Here is a 16,322-nt window from a genome sequence, read left to right on the forward strand (position 1 = left end):
CGACGTCCCGGCCCTCGCCGAGCGGCCGGAAAATCGCCCGAAAGGGAAGGGAGGCCCGATGTCCGTCGACATGGATATCACCACGGTGAACCGGATCGGGGCGCAACTCGTCGCGATCGGTGACGACATGGAACGCGAGTGGGGCAAGTTCCGCCGGACCATCGAAACCGAGCGGGCCGGTATCGGCGTCGACCCGCTCGGCACGGCTTTCCTCGGCGAATACCGGCCGTCGGAGGTCTCGGTGCTGAGTCACGCCGATCCGCTCCCGGCGCTGTGGCAGGCCGACGGCCACGGGGCGAGGATCTCCGCGGCGACCTATGCCCAGGCGGATCGGGACGCCGCCGCCGGGCTCGGGAAGTAGGGCGGGATGGTCGTGCCGCCGCCGAACAACGCCCACGGATTGTGGGCGGCCGTCAGAGCCGAGATCGAAGCCGTCCGGGGGAGCCGGGAGCCCGCGATGGCCTGGCCGGACACCGACGAGGACAGGGTCCAGGCGCTCGCGGTCGCCTGGCGTGACGCGTCACTGGCGTTCGCGCCGGTGCGGGTCGAGCCGGACGACATCCGGGACGCGTGGCGGGACAAGGCCGGCGAGATGTTCGCGCAGCGCGTCGAGGGCACGATACGGACGACCACCAACGTCAGGACGAGCTGTCAGCAGCTGTTCGACCACGTCAGCCGGTTCGCGTCGCTGGTCGCGCAGGTGAAGGAGGCCATCCGCGCGACGGTCGACGACCGGGAGCGGCCCTACGCGAACATGCGGAACGAAGAGGAACGGCGCGATTTCGTCCTCGTCGTGGCCAACGCGGTCCGGGACCTGCTCACCGCGGGCGTCGCGTCGGTCGAAGGCCTCGATTCGGGCGTCACCACTCAGAACGCTTCGGAGAACCCGGTCGCCGAATACGACGCCATTCTCGCGTTCATCACCGACGAGATGGTGCGCAACGGGCAGTCGCCGGAGCTCCAGAACATCCGGGATCTCTTGAAGGACAAGGTGAATCCCTTCACCTCGATCGCCGACAAGGTCGAGGCGCTCAAGGCGTGGTACGACCTCGTGAACACCGGCGCCCAGTGGGACCACAAGGGCCGGATCCTGGACATGACCACGGGGGACAACACGTTCACCCCGCTGCCGGGGCTGCAGGGACAGATCCGGTACGACGTCTGGTCCAACATCCACTACGGCTACGTCGGCACCCTCGGCGGAATCGACGAATGGACCCTGCACGCCGGCGCCAACGCCGCCGACTGGAAGGACGGCCATCCCACCGATCCCGCCGACCAGGCGTCCGTGCAACTGGGGATCGACCTCGCGCACGAGTACGGCCCGGGCGCGTTGACCCCGGAGGCCGTCACCAAGGCGATCCTCGATCGCCGCGACAGATTCGAGCAGGCGGACGCCATCCGGCCGCTGTGAGCCTGGCTCCTCGCGCGGGGCCAGGCTCACAGCGGTGATCACTCCGCGTAAGGCTGATCCGTGCCCTTCGCGCTGTAGCTGATGCTCCAGATGTAGCCGTCCAGGTCCGCGAAGGTGCCGCCGTACCCGCCCCACGGCAGGGCGCCCGCGGCTTTCAGGATCGTGGCGCCGGCCTTCTCCGCCTCCGCGACGACCTCGTCGACGCGGGTTTCGCTGCGGACGACGTAGGTGAGGACCAGCCCGCTGAACCCGCTTCCTTCGGCGTTCGTGCCCACCTGACCGGCCAGTCCTTCGCGGCCGTAGAAGCCGACCCACGAGCCGCCGTCCGGTTCGAAGAACACCGAGACGCCGTAGTCGTTCTTGATCTTCCAGCCGAGCCCCTCGGTGTAGAACGCCTTGGACCGGGCCAGGTCCTGGACACCGAGGAGGATCGAGCTGACGTGCGCTTTCATGATGTTCTCCCGTGGATTCGAAAGGGTGGTCGGACCGGCGATGTCACATCGGGACGGGTTCGCCGGTCATTCGATGTGACCGACCCGGACGGAGGAATGTGACAGATGGCCGAGCACGATTGGGTGAGCGAGCGGTTCGCCGAGCACCAGAGCCGCTTGCGGGCCGTGGCCTACCGGATCCTCGGCTCACCCGGGGAGGCCGAGGACGCGGTGCAGGAGGCGTGGCTGCGGGTCAGCCGCGCGGACACCGGCGAGATCGAGAATCCGGCGGGCTGGCTGACCACGGTCGTCGCCAGGGTGTGCCTGAACATGCTGGAATCCCGCCGCGCCAGGCGGGAGGACGCCGCCGGGGCGCTGCCGCCCGAGCCCACCGCACCGGATACCGGCCGGCAGGACCCCGAGGACGAGGCGTTGCTGGCCGACTCGGTCGGGGTCGCGCTGATGGTGGTGCTGGACAGGCTGACCCCCGCCGAGCGGCTCGCGTTCGTCCTGCACGACGTGTTCGCCGTGTCCTTCGGTGAGATCGGCACGGTCCTCGGCCGTTCCCCGGCCGCGTCCCGGCAGCTCGCGAGCCGGGCACGGCGCCGGGTGCAGACCGCCTCCGACGAGACCGACGCCGCGCGATCCCCGAAGCGTGAGGTCATCGCCGCCTTCCTGGCCGCTGCCCGGAACGGGGATTTCGAAGCCCTGCTCGAACTGCTCGACCCGGACGCCGTGGTCGGCGAGGTCCGCGGCGGCCAGGCGGTGGCGGCCTTCTTCTCCGGACGCGCCGAGGCGGCCCGGCTCGCGCTGGTCGACGGCGTCCCGTCGGCCGTCTGGTCACATCGCGGCGAGGCGAAGGCCGTTTTCACGTTCAGCTTCGCCGGCGGGAAGATCACCCGGATCGACATCGACACCGACCCGGAGCGCCTCCGCGGGCGCGAGATCGCCTTTCTCAGCGCCAAAGTCAGCGAGGTCTGACCGGCATGGAGCTCCGGTTCTCCTCCTGCACGCTCGTCGTCCACGATGTCGGCAGCGCGCTCGGCTTCTACCGTGACGTGCTCGGCTTCACCGTGTGGGACGACGGACCGGTGAGTGTCGGCCCGCCTTCGCAGCCGGACGTGCGGATCGTCCTCGAACCACCCGGCCGGGGCGCCTCATCGGCGGACCGGTCCGCGATCGAAGACCTGATGGCCAAAGCCTTGCTGAGCCGTCTCGTCTTCGCGACCGACGACTGCGACGGCACTTTCGAGCGCATCGAGGCCTCGGGCGCGGAAGTGATGCAGGAACCGATCGACCGGCCCGGCGGAATCCGTGATTGCGCCTTCCTCGATCCCTCCGGCACCATGCTGCGGTTCATCCAGCGGAGGGAAGCCTGACGTCATCGGGTGTCTTGTCCGCCCGCAGCCCTCGCCAGGTCGTGTGCCGCAGACGGCCGTCGGGCGTCCAGTTCCGGTGCACGACCTCCCCGACGAGTTCGGGCTCCACCCAGTGCACCCGCCGGGCCCGGTCGCGCGGGACCTCCGACGCGAACGGTGGCTTCTTCCGCTCCAGCGGGGTGAGCCGGGCGTGCAGGTCGTCGAGGACCTTGTCGCTGAACCCGGTCCCGACGTCGCCGATGTACCGAAGGTCGCCGGCTTCGTCGTGCGCGCCCAGCAGCAACGCGCCGAGCGTCCCCGCGCGCCGCCCATCGCCGGGCCGCCAGCCGCCGATCACGACCTCCTGGGTGTGCCACAGCGCCCGTTTGATCCAGTGGCGGGTCCGCTTGCCGGGGTGGTAGCGGCTGTCGAGCTTCTTCGCGATCAGCCCTTCGAGCCCGTGCTGCCGGACGACGTCGAGCAGCTGATCGGGGGAGATGTCGTCGTCGGTGTAACCCGGTGGGATGGCGATGCGGCCGCCGGCGCCCAGGGACGTCAGCACCTCGCGCCTGGCCTCGTATGGCTCGTCGAGCAGGGCGTCACCGTCGAGGAACAGCACGTCGAAGGCGAAGAAATGCACCGGACTGCGTTCCAGCAGGGACGCGTCCGGGGTGCGCAGGTGCCGGGTCTGCAACAGCGGGAAGCTGGGCCGCCCCTGCTCGTCGAGGACGACGATCTCGCCGTCGAGGACGGCTTCGTGCCCGCTCAGTGCTTCCGCGGTCACGTCCGGGTACGTCGCCGTGATGTCGAGGCCGCGGCGGCTGGTCAGACGCGTCTCGCCGTCGCGCGCGACACGCAGGCAGCAGCGGTAGCCGTCCCATTTGTATTCGTAGCCCCACCCGCCGGTGGGCAGGTCGCCGTCGGTCGCCAGCATCGGGGCGATCGCGTCCGGCACGGTGCTCATGCCTCACGGTACCCCGGGAACCCCTCCGGTGATCTATCGTCGAAGGGTGCCTGAGCAGCGGATGACGGTCGAGGTCGAGGGGCGGCGGCTGGGCCTGTCCAATCTGGACAAGGTGCTCTACCCCGCGCACGGTTTCACCAAACGCGAGGTCCTCGACTACTACCGCCGGATAGCCCCCGTCATGCTCCCCCATCTGCGTGACCGCGCCGCCACGTTCCGCCGGTTCCCCGACGGGGTCGACGGCGAACCGTTCTACGAGAAGAACGTTTCCCGGCACGCCCCCGACTGGGTGCGCACGGCGCGGCTCACCAACCGTGGCCGCCGTGGCGGGGAGGAGACGCTCGACTACCCGGTGGTCGGTGACCTGCCGACGCTGATGTGGGCGGCCAATCTCGCCGCGCTGGAACTGCATATTCCACAGTGGACCGTCGGCCCGCGCGGCGCGCGGAAATCACCCGATCTGCTGGTGTTCGATCTCGATCCCGGGCCGCCGGCGGACGTCGTCGACTGCTGCCGGGTGGCCGAGACGCTCAGCGACCTGCTGACCGGAGACGGTCTCACGGTGTACGCGAAGACGAGCGGCAACAAGGGAATGCAGTTGTACTGCCCGGTGCGCACGCGGTCGGACGAACGCACCTCCGAGTACGCCAAGGCCGTCGCGGAGGAGCTGGCGCGCCGCTCACCGGAAACCGTGGTCGCCAAAATGGCGAAGGCCATCCGCCCCGGCCGGGTGTTCATCGACTGGAGCCAGAACAACACCGCCAAGACCACCATCGCGCCGTACTCGCTGCGCGGCCGCGCCATCCCCACCGTCTCCACCCCGGTGACCTGGGAGGAGGTCGAAGCCTGCCGCAAGGCCGAGGACCTGCTGTTCACCGCCGGCCAGGTGCTCGAGCGCGTCGAGGAGATGGGCGACCTGTTCGGCGACATCACCGAGCATCGCGCGGCCGTACCCCAACGGTGACCGGGGTCATGTTTGAACCGCCGCTGACGGGAAACTCCCAGGTCAGAGGAGTGACCCCGAATGAACGAGAGAGCGCAAGACCCCGAAGGCCTGTCGTACCGGGCCCTGGCCATGCTCCGAGCCGTGGCACAGGGACGGGCTGAAATCACCGTCAGCCTGGAGCCGGACCTCTATGTCGACGGCCTGCCGTGCAGCGACCAGAGCACGGCCCACCGCCTCGCCCACGCCGGCCTGATCCGGCTTCCCGCCGGTGGTGTTCCCGGCAGCCGGGTACCGGCGCGATTGTCCGAAACCGGACAAGAACTCGTGGAGCCCCTGGCGTCCGCCGCTTAGCCTCCGAAAGGCCACTGTGGACTCACGCCCGTTCCGCATACGATCTGCGGAGCGGGTGCGCGGGGGTGCGCGCCCACCGGGCTGGTACCTCCGGGGCCGGTGAGGATGTGGCTGTTGACCGGATATCACACACTGGCCGAGACCGAGACCGCCGTGCGGGCCAAACTGGGCGGTATCCCGCTGCTGTGGGAGCGGATGGAGGCGGTGGCCAATCTCCACCGCGCCGCGACGGCCGTCCGGCTGCATTTCGAGAACTCGGTCCTGCGCACGGCGGGTCTCACCTGGACCGCGTTCGTGGTGCTGTGGGTGGTGTGGATCTTCGGCGAGAAGGAGACCAGGCACGTCGCCGCCGAGTCCGGTATCACCAAAGGAACGCTCACCGGCGTCATGAAGACCTTGGAGGCGCACGGCCTGGTCACCCGGCGCAAACATCCGGTCGACGGACGATTGGTGCTGCTCGCGCTGACCCCGGAAGGGGAGCGGCTGATGAGGGAGCTCTTCCCGGAGTTCAACCAGGAGGAAGCGTTCGTCACCGCCCGGCTCAGCCCCGAGAAGTGCACCGAGCTGGCCGCTTCGCTGCGCGAGATCGTCCGGCAGCTGGAGGAGAAGGGCGAGGAGCGGCGAACCCGCAAGATCTGACCCCTACCGAAGACGGTTGCGCGCGGCCTTCACCGGCTCCTACGTTTTTTGGAGCCGAACGAAGCGAAGGGCGTGCTCGATGGACTTCCGGTATTGGCTCGGTCAGGCGTTGACGTCGAACGAGGCGTGGGCGGAGACGTTCGCCGGCTTCCGGCCGCATCCGTCGCTGGAGATCTCCGACGGGCGGTTCGAGGCCGCGTTCGAGGAGCTCACCGAGCGGCTGAAGGACAACTACCCGTTCTTCCATCCCTCCTACGCCGGCCAGATGCTCAAACCGCCGCATCCGGCCGCGGTCGTCGGCTACCTGTCCGCGATGCTGGTCAACCCCAACAACCACGCGCTCGACGGCGGCCCCGCGACGGCCGAGATGGAACGCGAGGTCGTCCGGCAGCTCGCCACGATGTTCGGCTACACGGAACATCTGGGGCATCTGACCACCAGCGGCACGATGGCGAACCTCGAAGCGCTGTTCGTCGCGCGGGAAACGCATCCGGGCAAGGGGATCGCGTACAGCGCCGAGGCGCATTACACGCACGGCCGGATGTGCGGCGTGCTCGGCGTCGAGGGACACACGGTGCCTGTCGACGCGCGCGGCGCCATGGACCTCGACGCGCTCGAAGACCTGCTGCGCACCGGGAAGATCGGCACCGTGGTGCTCACCGCCGGGACGACCGCGCTCGGCACGGTGGAGCCGGTCCACGAGGCGCTGGCGCTGCGTGAACGCTACGGCGTCCGCGTGCACGTCGACGCCGCCTACGGTGGGTTCTTCCGGCTTCTGTCCGGTTTGGACGGTCCGGAAGGACTGCCCGAAGCCCCGTGGCTCGCCATCGCCGAGGCCGATTCGATCGTCATCGATCCGCACAAGCACGGCCTCCAGCCCTACGGTTGCGGCGCGGTGCTGTTCTCCGACCCCGCGGCGGGCCGGTTCTACCTGCACGATTCGCCGTACACCTACTTCACCTCGGAAGACCTGCATCTCGGCGAGATCAGCCTCGAATGCTCCCGGGCGGGCGCGGCCGCCGCCGCGTTGTGGCTCACCTTCCGGGTGCTGCCGCCCACCCCCGACGGGCTGGGCCGGGTGCTCGCCGCCGGGCGCCGCGCGGCGCTGCGGTGGGCGAAGCTGCTGGAGGACTCCGAGCGGTTCGACCTGTACCAGCCACCGGAACTCGACATCGTCACCTACTTCCCCCGCACGGAACCGTTTTCGCTGTCGAACATCGACCAGGCGAGCGCGCGGATCCTGCGCAACGGCATGGCCGCGGCGAGGGAACCGGTGTTCCTCAGCACCCTGCGGGTGAGCGAGCCGCAGTTCGGTCTGCGTCACACCGGGGCCGACTCGGATGCGGACGGCGCGAGGATCCTGCGTAGCGTGCTGATGAAGCCCGAAAGCGAGGACCACGTCGACCGGCTCCACGAACGGCTGGAAGAGTTGTCCCGCGGTTGAGCTCCCGCGTACCGCAGACGAATGGATCCACCATGCCCGCACCAGGTCCCGCCGAACCCGTGACCGCGACCGAGACCCGGTCGCTCGGCACCGGCTTCCGGCGGCGGCACGTCACCATGCTGGCCATCAGCGGGGCGATCGGCGCCGGACTGTTCGTCGGCACCGGCGCGGGGATCAAGACCGCGGGGCCCGGCATCCTCCTGTCCTATGTGGTCGCCGGCCTGCTCATGGTGCTCGTGATGCGCATGCTGGGCGAGATGGCCGCCGCCGAGCCGAGCAGCGGTTCGTTCTCGGTGTACGCGGAGAAGGCGCTCGGGCGCTGGGCCGGGTTCACCGTCGGCTGGCTGTACTGGTCGCTGCTGGTGGTCGTGGTCGCGGCCGAGGCCACCGCGGCGGCGGGGATCGCGAACGGGCTGCTGCCGCAGGTTCCACAGTGGACCTGGGTGCTGCTGTTCATGGCGGTGCTCACGGTGGTGAACCTGTTCGCGGTGCGCTCGTTCGGGGAGTTCGAGTTCTGGTTCGGCGCGATCAAGGTGACCGCCGTGGTCGCCTTCCTCGTCCTGGGCACACTGGCGGTGTTCGGGATCCTGCCGGGTACGACGCCGGTCGGCCTGGACAACCTCACCGGGCACGGCGGTTTCCTGCCCAACGGCCTGCAGGGCGTGCTGACCGGTCTGCTCGCGGTCGCGTTCTCCTTCGGCGGCATGGAACTGGTCACCATCGCCGCGGCGGAGTCCGACGACCCGGCGGATTCGATCCGCCGCACCACGCGCACGGTCATCGTGCGGTTGCTGCTGTTCTACGTCGGTTCCGTGGCGCTGATGGTGCTGTTGCTGCCGTGGGAGACCGCGTCGGCCAACACCAGCCCGTTCGTGACCATCCTGGAGCGGATCGGGGTGCCGTCCGCGGCGCTCTTGATGAGTTTCGTCGTGCTGACCTCGCTGCTGTCGGCGTTGAACGCCAACCTCTACGGCGCCTCGCGGATGGTGTTCTCGCTGGCCGAACGCGGCGAAGCGCCGCGCGCGATGCTGAAGCTGTCCGGCGCGGGCGTCCCGCGGACGGCGGTGCTCGCGTCGGTGGCCTTCGGTTTCGTGGCCGTACTGCTGAACTTCCTCGCCCCCGAACACGTCCTGCCCTTCCTGCTGAACGCCATCGGGGCGAACATCCTGCTCGTCTGGATCTTCGTCGCGATCTCGCAGCTGCGGCTGCGGAAGGCGGCGGAGCGGGACGGCACGGCCGCGGACCTGCCGGTGCGGATGTGGGGTTTCCCTTGGCTCAGCTGGGTCGCGCTGCTCGCGATGGCGGGCGTCCTCGTTCTCATGTGGACGGACGCCGACGCGCGGACACAGCTGTTCACCAGCGGCGCGGTGGCCGTGCTGATCGTGGTGATCAGCCTGCTCAGGCGACGTCCTCGACGCTGAACAGGTCGCGCTCCACGCGATTCAGCGCCAGCCGGACCGCGCCGAGCGCCACCGAGTCCTCGCCGAGCGCCGAGATCTCGACGCGCACCGGGAACAGGCACAGCCGAGCGAGCTCGGCACGCAGTTTCGCGGTCAGCTCGCCGGTGCCGCCGATAACCACCAGCTGCGGGTCGACGGCGAGGACGGTGGCGGCGACGAGCTCGGCGAACCCGCCTGCCGGCCGCAGGGCGCCGATCTCGCCGGCGGCGCCGTGGTGGCCAGCGTGCAGCTTCCCGCCGAGCAGCAGGCCCAGCGAGACCGTGTGCCCGGTCCGCACGTAGACGACGTCGTCGACGCCGCGCGCGGCACCGCGCCAGTGTTCGGCCAGCGTGGCGAGTTCGGTGTCGTTCCCGGCCAGCACGGGGCAGCCGCCGCCGAACTCCGCGGGCAGGTCGACGCCGGTCCAGCCGGGAAGGCGGTAGTTGTGGACGACCTTGCCGCCGGACACCACGCCGGTGGTGCCGATGCCGAGCACCCGCACGCCGACGTGACCGTCGACGGCCGTGGCGAGCACCCGGTGCGCGGTGCCGAGCCGGGTGGCCGCGTCCGTTTCGGGGGTGAGCCCGGCCTTCGCCCGTCCGACGACGTCGCCCCGCAGGTCGGCGACCAGGCACAACGCCTGACGCGGGCCGATCTCGAGGCCGGCGACGTGCCCGGACTCGTGGCGGAAGCGGTACCGCTTGGCGGGCCGCCCCACCGGCCGCGGCGCGCCGGGCGGAAGCGGGACCTCCTCGACCAGCCCCTGTTCACCGAGGTCGGCGGCGATCTCCTCGACCGTCGGACGGGAGACCTCGCTCGCCTTGACCAGTTCCGCGAGGGTGAGTCCCTCGGCCTCGTACAGCGCCCGCAGGACGGCGATGGCGTTGAGCCGCCGCAGCAGTGACGGATCCCCTCCGGACAGTCTGGCCATGCGGCTCCCTAGACGGTGGCGCGTTTGTCGTACTGGGCGCGCGCGAGGGCGATCTCGCCCTGGTGGTCCTCGGTCCAGGTGACCAGCGACTGGATCGTCTTGTGCAGCGTCATCCCCAGCGGCGTCAGCGCGTACTCGACACGGGGCGGCACCACCGGATAGACGGTGCGGCTCACCAGCCCGTCCCGTTCGAGATGGCGCAGCGTGGTGGTGAGCATGCGCTGGCTGATGCCGTCGATCTTGTACTTGAGCTCGGTGAACCGCAGCGTGTTCCGGTCGAGCAGCGCGATCACCAGGAGTGACCATTTGTCCGCCACCCGGTCGAGGATCTGGCGGACCTCGCAGTCCTCGCGCGTGTCCCACTGGAAGGCCTCGTAGTCCTCCTCGGTGAGTTCACAACGACTAGGTGAGTTCAAAGTGCCTTCTTCCATGGTCGTCGATGGTGACGGAAGATCCCCTTGGTTACAAGAGGGAACCGACCGGCTGATGGGTAACCGTCGGTTCCCGTTCACTGAGGAGATCCGATCTTGAGCAACTCGCAAACGCTTCCGCGCGCCGACCGGATGGGCGGGCGGGCCTGGGGCGTGCTCGTGGTGCTGTGCGGCGCCATCTTCCTGGAGGGCATCGACGTCGCGATGCTCAACGTGGCGCTGCCGTCCATCCGGGCCGAACTCGGGCTGTCGACGGCGACGCTGAGCGGCGTCGTGAGCGCCTACGTGCTCGGCTACGGCGGGTTCATGCTGCTGGGCGGGCGCGCCGCCGACATCTACGGCCGGCGTCGCATGTTCATCGCCTGGCTGGTGGTGTTCCTCGTCTTCTCCGGGCTGGGCGGGTTCGCCACCGAAGGCTGGATGCTGCTGCTCGCCCGGTTCGTCACCGGCGTCGCCGCGGCCTTCATGACCCCGGCCGGGCTGTCCATCATCACCACGAGCTTCGAGGAAGGCCCGAAACGGAACAAGGCGCTGCTGTTCTATGCCGGCACCGGGGCGGGCGGCTTCTCGCTCGGCCTGGTCATCGGCGGTCTGCTGACCAGGATCGACTGGCGCTGGGTGTTCTTCACTCCGGTGATCCTGTCCGCCGTCATCCTGCTCGCCGCGCTGTGGCTGATCAAGGAACCGGCGGGCGAGGAACGCGTGCCGCGTCGCCTGGACCTCCCCGGGGCGCTCACCGTGACCGTGGCGATGCTGCTGATCGCCTACGCGGTGGTCCGGCTGGAACACCCCGGACAGGGCTGGGGCTGGACTCTCGCGTCGTTCGCCGGGGGAGTGGCGGCGCTGACGGCCTTCGTGGCCGTCGAACGCCGCTCGCCCGCGCCGCTGGTGCGCCTCGGCATCCTGAAGTCTGGTCCGCTGGTGCGGGCGAACGTCAGTGCCCTGCTGTTCGCGGGATCGTTCTTCGGGTTCCAGTTCCTCGTCACGCTGTACCTGCAGGAACTTCGGGGCTGGTCGACGCTGGAGACGAGCCTGGCGCTGCTGGCCGTGGGGATCGACGCGATCCTCGCGCCGACGCTGACCCCGCGGCTGGTGGCGAGGTTCGGCAACACCCGGCTGATCTTCGGCGGACTCGTGCTCGCCGCCGTGGCGTACGCGCTCTTCCTGCCGCTGGGCCTGGACTGGACGTACGCGGCGATGTTCCCGTCGATGATCATCCTGGGGCTCGGGTTCGCGCTCGCCTACGGTCCGCTGACGATCGTCGCCACCGACGGGATCGCCGAGGACGAACAGGGGCTCGCGGGCGGGTTGCTGTACACGGCGTTCCAGTTCGGCGCGGCGCTCGGACTGTCGGCGGTGACCGCCGTCAACGTCGCCGCGCTGGGTGACGGTTCGCGAGAGGCCGCGCTCGGCGGTTTCCGGGCGGCGCTGGTCGTGCCGCTGGTGATGGCCGTCCTCGCCGCGATCGTCATCGCGTCCGGCCGTCAGCGCGTTTCGGCGAAGGAAGCCAGATTGGCCAGCGAAGAGGCGATCCCGGCTTCGTGATCCGCCTGGCCGATGCCGGACGGCACGTCCGTCGCGGTGACGGTCACCTCGGTGCCGTCTCCCGCGGCGGCCAGGCTCCAGGTCATCGTCATGGTGCCCGCGAACGCCGGGTCCACGGACTCGAAGACGGCCCGCTGCACCACCCGTTCGGCGGGCACCAGCTCGGCGAACCCCACTTCGACGACGTCCGTCGCGTCCGACGACTTGCCGGGCGCGGCGGACGCGTCGAGGTAGGTGAGGATCATGCGGAAACCGCCGCCGGGCCGCGGATCCCAATGCTCGATCCGGCCGCGCATTCCTTCGGGCGGGAGCCAGGCCTCGAGGGACTCGCGGTCCAGGAGTGCCTGGTAGACGGTCTCGGGCGGGGCGGCGATCGTCCGGCTGCCGCTGTCGATCCTGTCCATGGCGCCGAGTCTAGGGCGCCCTGTCCTCGTCAGGGGTGCCGAGGAGTGATGGTGTCGCGGGTGATCGACTCGACCTTCTCCTGCGCCTTCTTGGCGTCGGTGACCCAGAGCTTGTAGAAGTCGAACGGGCAGTCGGCCACGCCCTTGTCGCCTTCGGCCGCGTCCTGCACGCCGGTGTAGCCGCGGTGCAGCAGTTTGAAGATGTGGTTCTGCGACTGGTCGTAGGTCCGCGCGTCGCGGATCGCCGAAACCGACAGTTGCGCGTACTGGATCCCGTATTCCTCTTCGCCGGTCTCGCCGAGCGTGCGGCCGTCGAAGCCGATGATCGCGGAATGGCCGAAGTACGAGTACACGCCGTCGAAACCGGCGGCGTTCGCCACGGCCACGTAACAGTTGTTGGCCCACGCCATCGCCTTGGCCATGAGGACCTGCTGTTCCTTGGCGGGATACATGTAGCCCTGGCAGCGCACGATCAGCTCGGCGCCCTTCATCGCGCAGTCACGCCAGATCTCCGGATAGTTCCCGTCGTCGCAGATGATCAGCGAGATCTTCATGCCCTTCGGACCATCGCTGACATAGGTGTCCTCGCCGGGGTACCAGCCCTCGATCGGGCACCAGGGCAGGATCTTGCGGTATTTCTGGACGATCTCGCCGCGGTCGTTGATGAGCACGAGCGTGTTGTACGGCGGCTTGGCCGGATGGTCCTCGTGCCGCTCGCCGGTGATCGAGAAGACGCCCCACGTCTGGGCTTCCCGGCACGCGGCGGCGAAGATCTCGGTCTCCTCACCGGGAATCGTCGCCGCGGTCTCGTACATCTCCTTCGGGTCGTACATGATGCCCTGCGTCGAGTACTCGGGGAACACCACGAGGTCCATGCCGGGAAGCCCGGACTTCATGCCCACCACCATTTCGGCGATCTTGCGGGCGTTGTCGAGGACTTCGGCCTTCGTGTGCAGGCGCGGCATCTTGTAGTTGACCACCGCGACGCCGACCGTGTCCGGGCTGGCGGAAATGTCACCGTGTCGCATGAAGACTCCTTTTCTCCGAACGGTTTTTCAGGACGTCGAGGGATCCGGCGGCCGCGACCAGCGCCACCACGATCGCGGCCGCCAGCAGCGCGGTGCCGCCGTCGCTGCGGTAGGCGCCGGTGAGGCCGAGGAAGGCGGGCACCGTGCACGTCGGCTGGCTGAGCAGCAGGACGGTCCAGCCGGTGAATCGCGTCAGATGTTCTTTGCCAAGGCCGAGTACGAGGAAGAACAACGTCCACAGCAACGCCCAGGACAGCCAGATGACGCCGAAAACAGGGTCGTCGCCGTGCCAGAAGGCGATCCCGGCGTACACCACGGCGGCGCCCGCCACGAAGAGCGAGAACCAGCCGATGCCTTCGGGCTCCAGACCGGCGAGGTTCGCGATGCCGACGTACAGATACGTGAAACCGAACAGGTACAGGCCGGACGCGGCGAGGATCGCGTCCGGATTCCCGTTCGCCTGGACGATCAGCACGGTCGGGGTGACGCACTGCAGCGCGCCGACGAACAGGTTCAGCACCGCCGCCGAACGCGGAGGTATCCGGCCGAGCAACATCAGGCCGTTGATCATCAAGGCGGCGCCGACGTAGAGCAGGCCCACGTTGCCCATGCTCACCTCCGCATAACGTGCGTCACATGGAATAATTTCAAATGAAAGTATGTGGTGGGCCGGAGTGAGTCAAGGGGGTGGCTTTCACAGCCGGGTGAGCACTTCGAAGTCGTAGCCGTCGGCGACCGCGAGATGGACGTGCTGATCGGCCTGCTGCCCGCGGAACTCAATCGTGCCGCGCGGCCCGTGATACGCGACGCCGTCGATCGCCGCGTTGAGCGCGGGAAGCTCCGGCGTCCCCGCCCTGCCGACGAGCTCGGCCAGCGTATGCAGCCCTTCGTAACAGGATTCGGCCGCGTTGTTCAGGGCGGGGGCGCCGGGTCCGTGACGGTCGACGTAACGGCCGAGGAGGTCCATGGCGTCGGCGGTGACCATCGACCGGAAATAGGCGGCGGAGACGTAGAGGTTTCCGGTGGCGTTCGCGCCACTGGCGAGAAGCATGTTCTCCTCCATCAGCGGGCTGAACCGGAGCAGCCGGTCGCTCAGCCCGTGCGCGGCGAACGCCCGGTTGAAGCGCACCGCGTCCTGCCCGACCAGCAACATGAGCACACCGTCGCTTGTGGACTGTTCGACCGCGCGGACCACTGTGGACATGTCGCCCGCGCCCAGCCCGACGAACGCCTCTCCGGTGATGCCCAGGTCGAGATCCTTGGCGTACTGGCGGATCGCTCGGGTCGACCGGTGCGGCCAGACGTAGTCGTCGCCGACGACGAACCAGCGCCGGGCCCCGAGATGATCGCGCAGCCAGCGCAGCGCCGGCTCGATCTGGCAGCGCGGCGTCTCGCCCGTGCAGAAGATGCCCGAGCGGCGTTCGCCGCCTTCGTAGAGCGACGTGTACACGTACGGCACCCTGTCGGCCACGACCGGCGCGAGCGCGTGCCGGATCGACGAGATGTGCCAGCCACTCACCGCGTCGACCCGCCCGCTGTCGACCAGGCGCCGCACTTCGCCGGCTACTCGCGCGGGAGTGCCGCCGCCGTCGACCACCTCGGCCTCGACCCGCCTGCCGAGGATGCCGCCGGATTCGTTGAGTTCGTGGACGGCCAGCTCCGTGATCGCCTCGCACGAGGGGCCGAACAGCCCGGCCGGTCCCTGCAACGGGACCACCATGGCCACACGCCAGGTGTCGTCGCGGGGCCGGGTGGCGAGGCGTGGGGGCATGGCGCTCCGTGCGGTGGCCCGGTAAGGTCAAAGTGCTTTCACCTGGAAGTATTGCGAGGGTGTCCGGTTTTGGCAAGGGGACGGGATATGGGGACACGCGGCGTCACGACCGCCGGAACGTCGCTCACCGGCTCGCTCACCCGCGCCGCCCGTGCCGTCGCCGCCAGGGTGGAGCAGGTGCTCGCCAAGGAAGGTCTCACTCTGGACCAATGGCTGGTGCTGGACACGCTGAGCGGCAAGGGCGGCCTCGCCATGGCCGACCTCGCCGACCGGACGCTCGCCACCGCCCCGACGTTGACCAGGGTGGTCGACAAACTCGTGACCACCGCGCAGGCCTATCGCGAGGTCGACGCCGCCGACAGGCGTCGCGTCCTCGTCCACCTCAGCGCCCGTGGCCGGGCGACCCACCGGCGCGTGGCCGCGAAGGTGTCGGAGGTGGAAGCACTCCTCGACGTACCGGACGAAGTGCTCGCGGTGTTGCGGACGCTCGGCGACTGAAGGTCAGGCGTACGGCACGGTTTTCGGCTTGGCCAGCGTGACGATGCCGATGACCCCGGCGACGACGAGCGCGAGGAACACGAACAGCGCGGCCACCACGAACACCACCCGGAAGCCGGTGGCGTCCGAGAGCAGCCCGCCGAGGACCGGCGCGATCACCAGGGCGAGGACGCCGAGCCCCGCCGTCGCCCCGGCCGCTGTGCCGCGACCGGTCCTGAGACGCCGGATCAACGCGACGGTCACGCCGAGGGCGGCGCCCGCGCCGAGTCCGTTGAGCACCCGGCCGGCCAGGATCATCCCGCTGCTGGGCCCGAAGGCGACCAAGAGAACGCCCAACAGCATCAAGACGATCGCCGGCACGGTCACCGACGTCGGGAAGCGCAAGCCGAGCAGCAGGCCCGCCGGGAAGGCGAGCGCGGCCGCGACGACGTACGCGACGACGACGTTCAGCAGGAACGACTGGCTGGACATGCCCAAATCGATCTGCAGGTCCGGCCCACCGTCGAAGCGATAGACCACGGTGAGCAGGAACAGACCGATGAGCGCGGCGAACCCGGGACCGATGACGAGCCACCAGGGAGGGCTGGCTGGACGCGGGTCATGCTGTGTCGGGGTCGGCACGTACATGCGCACAACCTATAGCGCGCGGCGAGGTTGATGGACCGGTTCACGGAGACTTGCCGGTGTGACAGTGACCAACAACAGGGGCATCATGTCACGGACCGTCA

The 16,322-nt window shown here is 69.2% G+C and carries 20 protein-coding genes; 11 read left to right on the forward strand and 9 right to left on the reverse strand.

Features of this window, described 5'->3' with window-relative positions:
- Nucleotides 1-58 precede the first annotated feature (58 nt).
- Together ACZ1DY_RS11050 and ACZ1DY_RS11055 are read left to right on the forward strand one after the other, a co-directional pair.
- On the forward strand, nt 59-361 hold the full coding sequence (locus ACZ1DY_RS11050; protein WP_465484258.1) for a hypothetical protein: 303 nt from the start codon (nt 59-61) through the stop codon (nt 359-361).
- Nucleotides 362-367: 6 nt separating this feature from the next.
- The gene (locus tag ACZ1DY_RS11055; protein WP_465484259.1) at nt 368-1,414 is read left to right on the forward strand and encodes a WXG100-like domain-containing protein; all 1,047 of its coding nucleotides are present in this window, start codon (nt 368-370) and stop codon (nt 1,412-1,414) included.
- 38 nt (nt 1,415-1,452) lie between these two features.
- On the opposite strand, the gene ACZ1DY_RS11060 is transcribed toward ACZ1DY_RS11055, so the two are convergent.
- Nucleotides 1,453-1,866 carry a VOC family protein gene (locus ACZ1DY_RS11060; RefSeq protein ID WP_465484260.1) on the reverse strand — a complete coding sequence of 138 codons (414 nt, stop codon included), beginning with the start codon at nt 1,864-1,866 and terminating at the stop codon, nt 1,453-1,455.
- A gap of 105 nt (nt 1,867-1,971) precedes the next feature.
- On the opposite strand from ACZ1DY_RS11060, the gene ACZ1DY_RS11065 reads away from it, so the two are divergent.
- Both ACZ1DY_RS11065 and ACZ1DY_RS11070 read left to right on the forward strand, forming a co-directional pair.
- The gene (locus ACZ1DY_RS11065) at nt 1,972-2,826 is read left to right on the forward strand and encodes a sigma-70 family RNA polymerase sigma factor (protein ID WP_465484261.1); all 855 of its coding nucleotides are present in this window, start codon (nt 1,972-1,974) and stop codon (nt 2,824-2,826) included.
- A 5-nt stretch (nt 2,827-2,831) separates the two neighbouring features.
- Entirely contained in the window at nt 2,832-3,224 is a 393-nt protein-coding gene (locus tag ACZ1DY_RS11070) for a VOC family protein (protein ID WP_465484262.1), read from the forward strand.
- Here the strand turns inward: ACZ1DY_RS11070 and ligD (ACZ1DY_RS11075) are convergent.
- On the reverse strand, nt 3,202-4,167 hold the full coding sequence (ligD, locus tag ACZ1DY_RS11075; RefSeq protein WP_465484263.1) for a non-homologous end-joining DNA ligase: 966 nt from the start codon (nt 4,165-4,167) through the stop codon (nt 3,202-3,204). The two genes, ACZ1DY_RS11070 and ligD (ACZ1DY_RS11075), sit on opposite strands and share 23 nt — an antisense overlap.
- A gap of 46 nt (nt 4,168-4,213) precedes the next feature.
- Between ligD (ACZ1DY_RS11075) and ligD (ACZ1DY_RS11080) the strand changes: the two genes are divergently transcribed.
- From ligD (ACZ1DY_RS11080) to ACZ1DY_RS11100, 5 genes are all read left to right on the forward strand, one after another.
- Nucleotides 4,214-5,131, forward strand: coding sequence for a non-homologous end-joining DNA ligase (gene ligD, locus ACZ1DY_RS11080; protein ID WP_126729880.1), 918 nt, complete (start codon nt 4,214-4,216; stop codon nt 5,129-5,131).
- A 60-nt stretch (nt 5,132-5,191) separates the two neighbouring features.
- Nucleotides 5,192-5,464, forward strand: a complete 273-nt coding sequence (locus tag ACZ1DY_RS11085; protein ID WP_126729878.1) for a hypothetical protein — start codon at nt 5,192-5,194, stop codon at nt 5,462-5,464.
- A 105-nt stretch (nt 5,465-5,569) separates the two neighbouring features.
- Nucleotides 5,570-6,103 carry a MarR family winged helix-turn-helix transcriptional regulator gene (locus ACZ1DY_RS11090; RefSeq protein WP_126730007.1) on the forward strand — a complete coding sequence of 178 codons (534 nt, stop codon included), beginning with the start codon at nt 5,570-5,572 and terminating at the stop codon, nt 6,101-6,103.
- Between the two features lie 79 nt (nt 6,104-6,182).
- Nucleotides 6,183-7,547 (forward strand): pyridoxal phosphate-dependent decarboxylase family protein, encoded by a 1,365-nt coding sequence (locus ACZ1DY_RS11095; protein ID WP_465484264.1) that lies wholly within the window; start codon nt 6,183-6,185, stop codon nt 7,545-7,547.
- A 32-nt stretch (nt 7,548-7,579) separates the two neighbouring features.
- Nucleotides 7,580-8,968 (forward strand): amino acid permease, encoded by a 1,389-nt coding sequence (locus ACZ1DY_RS11100; protein WP_465484265.1) that lies wholly within the window; start codon nt 7,580-7,582, stop codon nt 8,966-8,968.
- Here the strand turns inward: ACZ1DY_RS11100 and ACZ1DY_RS11105 are convergent.
- Nucleotides 8,946-9,917: an ROK family transcriptional regulator gene (locus ACZ1DY_RS11105; RefSeq protein WP_465484266.1), complete on the reverse strand. Its 972-nt coding sequence runs from the start codon at nt 9,915-9,917 to the stop codon at nt 8,946-8,948. The genes ACZ1DY_RS11100 and ACZ1DY_RS11105 overlap by 23 nt on opposite strands.
- Nucleotides 9,918-9,925: 8 nt before the next feature.
- Complete coding sequence (locus ACZ1DY_RS11110) at nt 9,926-10,348, reverse strand: winged helix-turn-helix transcriptional regulator (protein WP_126729871.1); 423 nt, start codon at nt 10,346-10,348, stop codon at nt 9,926-9,928.
- 132 nt (nt 10,349-10,480) lie between these two features.
- Between ACZ1DY_RS11110 and ACZ1DY_RS11115 the strand changes: the two genes are divergently transcribed.
- Nucleotides 10,481-11,893, forward strand: coding sequence for an MFS transporter (locus ACZ1DY_RS11115; protein WP_465485640.1), 1,413 nt, complete (start codon nt 10,481-10,483; stop codon nt 11,891-11,893).
- Here the strand turns inward: ACZ1DY_RS11115 and ACZ1DY_RS11120 are convergent.
- From ACZ1DY_RS11120 to ACZ1DY_RS11135, 4 genes are all read right to left on the reverse strand, one after another.
- A complete protein-coding gene (locus tag ACZ1DY_RS11120) occupies nt 11,833-12,297 on the reverse strand; it encodes an SRPBCC family protein (protein ID WP_465484267.1) in 465 nt (154 codons plus the stop codon). The two genes, ACZ1DY_RS11115 and ACZ1DY_RS11120, sit on opposite strands and share 61 nt — an antisense overlap.
- A 29-nt stretch (nt 12,298-12,326) precedes the next feature.
- Nucleotides 12,327-13,325: an aliphatic amidase gene (locus ACZ1DY_RS11125; protein WP_257488473.1), complete on the reverse strand. Its 999-nt coding sequence runs from the start codon at nt 13,323-13,325 to the stop codon at nt 12,327-12,329.
- The gene (locus ACZ1DY_RS11130) at nt 13,312-13,935 is read right to left on the reverse strand and encodes an AmiS/UreI family transporter (protein ID WP_465484268.1); all 624 of its coding nucleotides are present in this window, start codon (nt 13,933-13,935) and stop codon (nt 13,312-13,314) included. The genes ACZ1DY_RS11125 and ACZ1DY_RS11130 overlap by 14 nt, the downstream gene beginning before the upstream one ends.
- 84 nt (nt 13,936-14,019) lie before the next feature.
- On the reverse strand, nt 14,020-15,096 hold the full coding sequence (locus tag ACZ1DY_RS11135) for a substrate-binding domain-containing protein (protein ID WP_465484269.1): 1,077 nt from the start codon (nt 15,094-15,096) through the stop codon (nt 14,020-14,022).
- Nucleotides 15,097-15,183: 87 nt separating this feature from the next.
- Between ACZ1DY_RS11135 and ACZ1DY_RS11140 the strand changes: the two genes are divergently transcribed.
- A complete protein-coding gene (locus tag ACZ1DY_RS11140) occupies nt 15,184-15,594 on the forward strand; it encodes a MarR family transcriptional regulator (protein ID WP_465484270.1) in 411 nt (136 codons plus the stop codon).
- Nucleotides 15,595-15,597: 3 nt separating this feature from the next.
- On the opposite strand, the gene ACZ1DY_RS11145 is transcribed toward ACZ1DY_RS11140, so the two are convergent.
- Nucleotides 15,598-16,221: an MFS transporter gene (locus ACZ1DY_RS11145; RefSeq protein ID WP_465484271.1), complete on the reverse strand. Its 624-nt coding sequence runs from the start codon at nt 16,219-16,221 to the stop codon at nt 15,598-15,600.
- Between the last annotated feature and the right edge of the window lie 101 nt (nt 16,222-16,322).

It is taken from the genome of Amycolatopsis sp. PSD-21 (genome assembly GCF_055561455.1).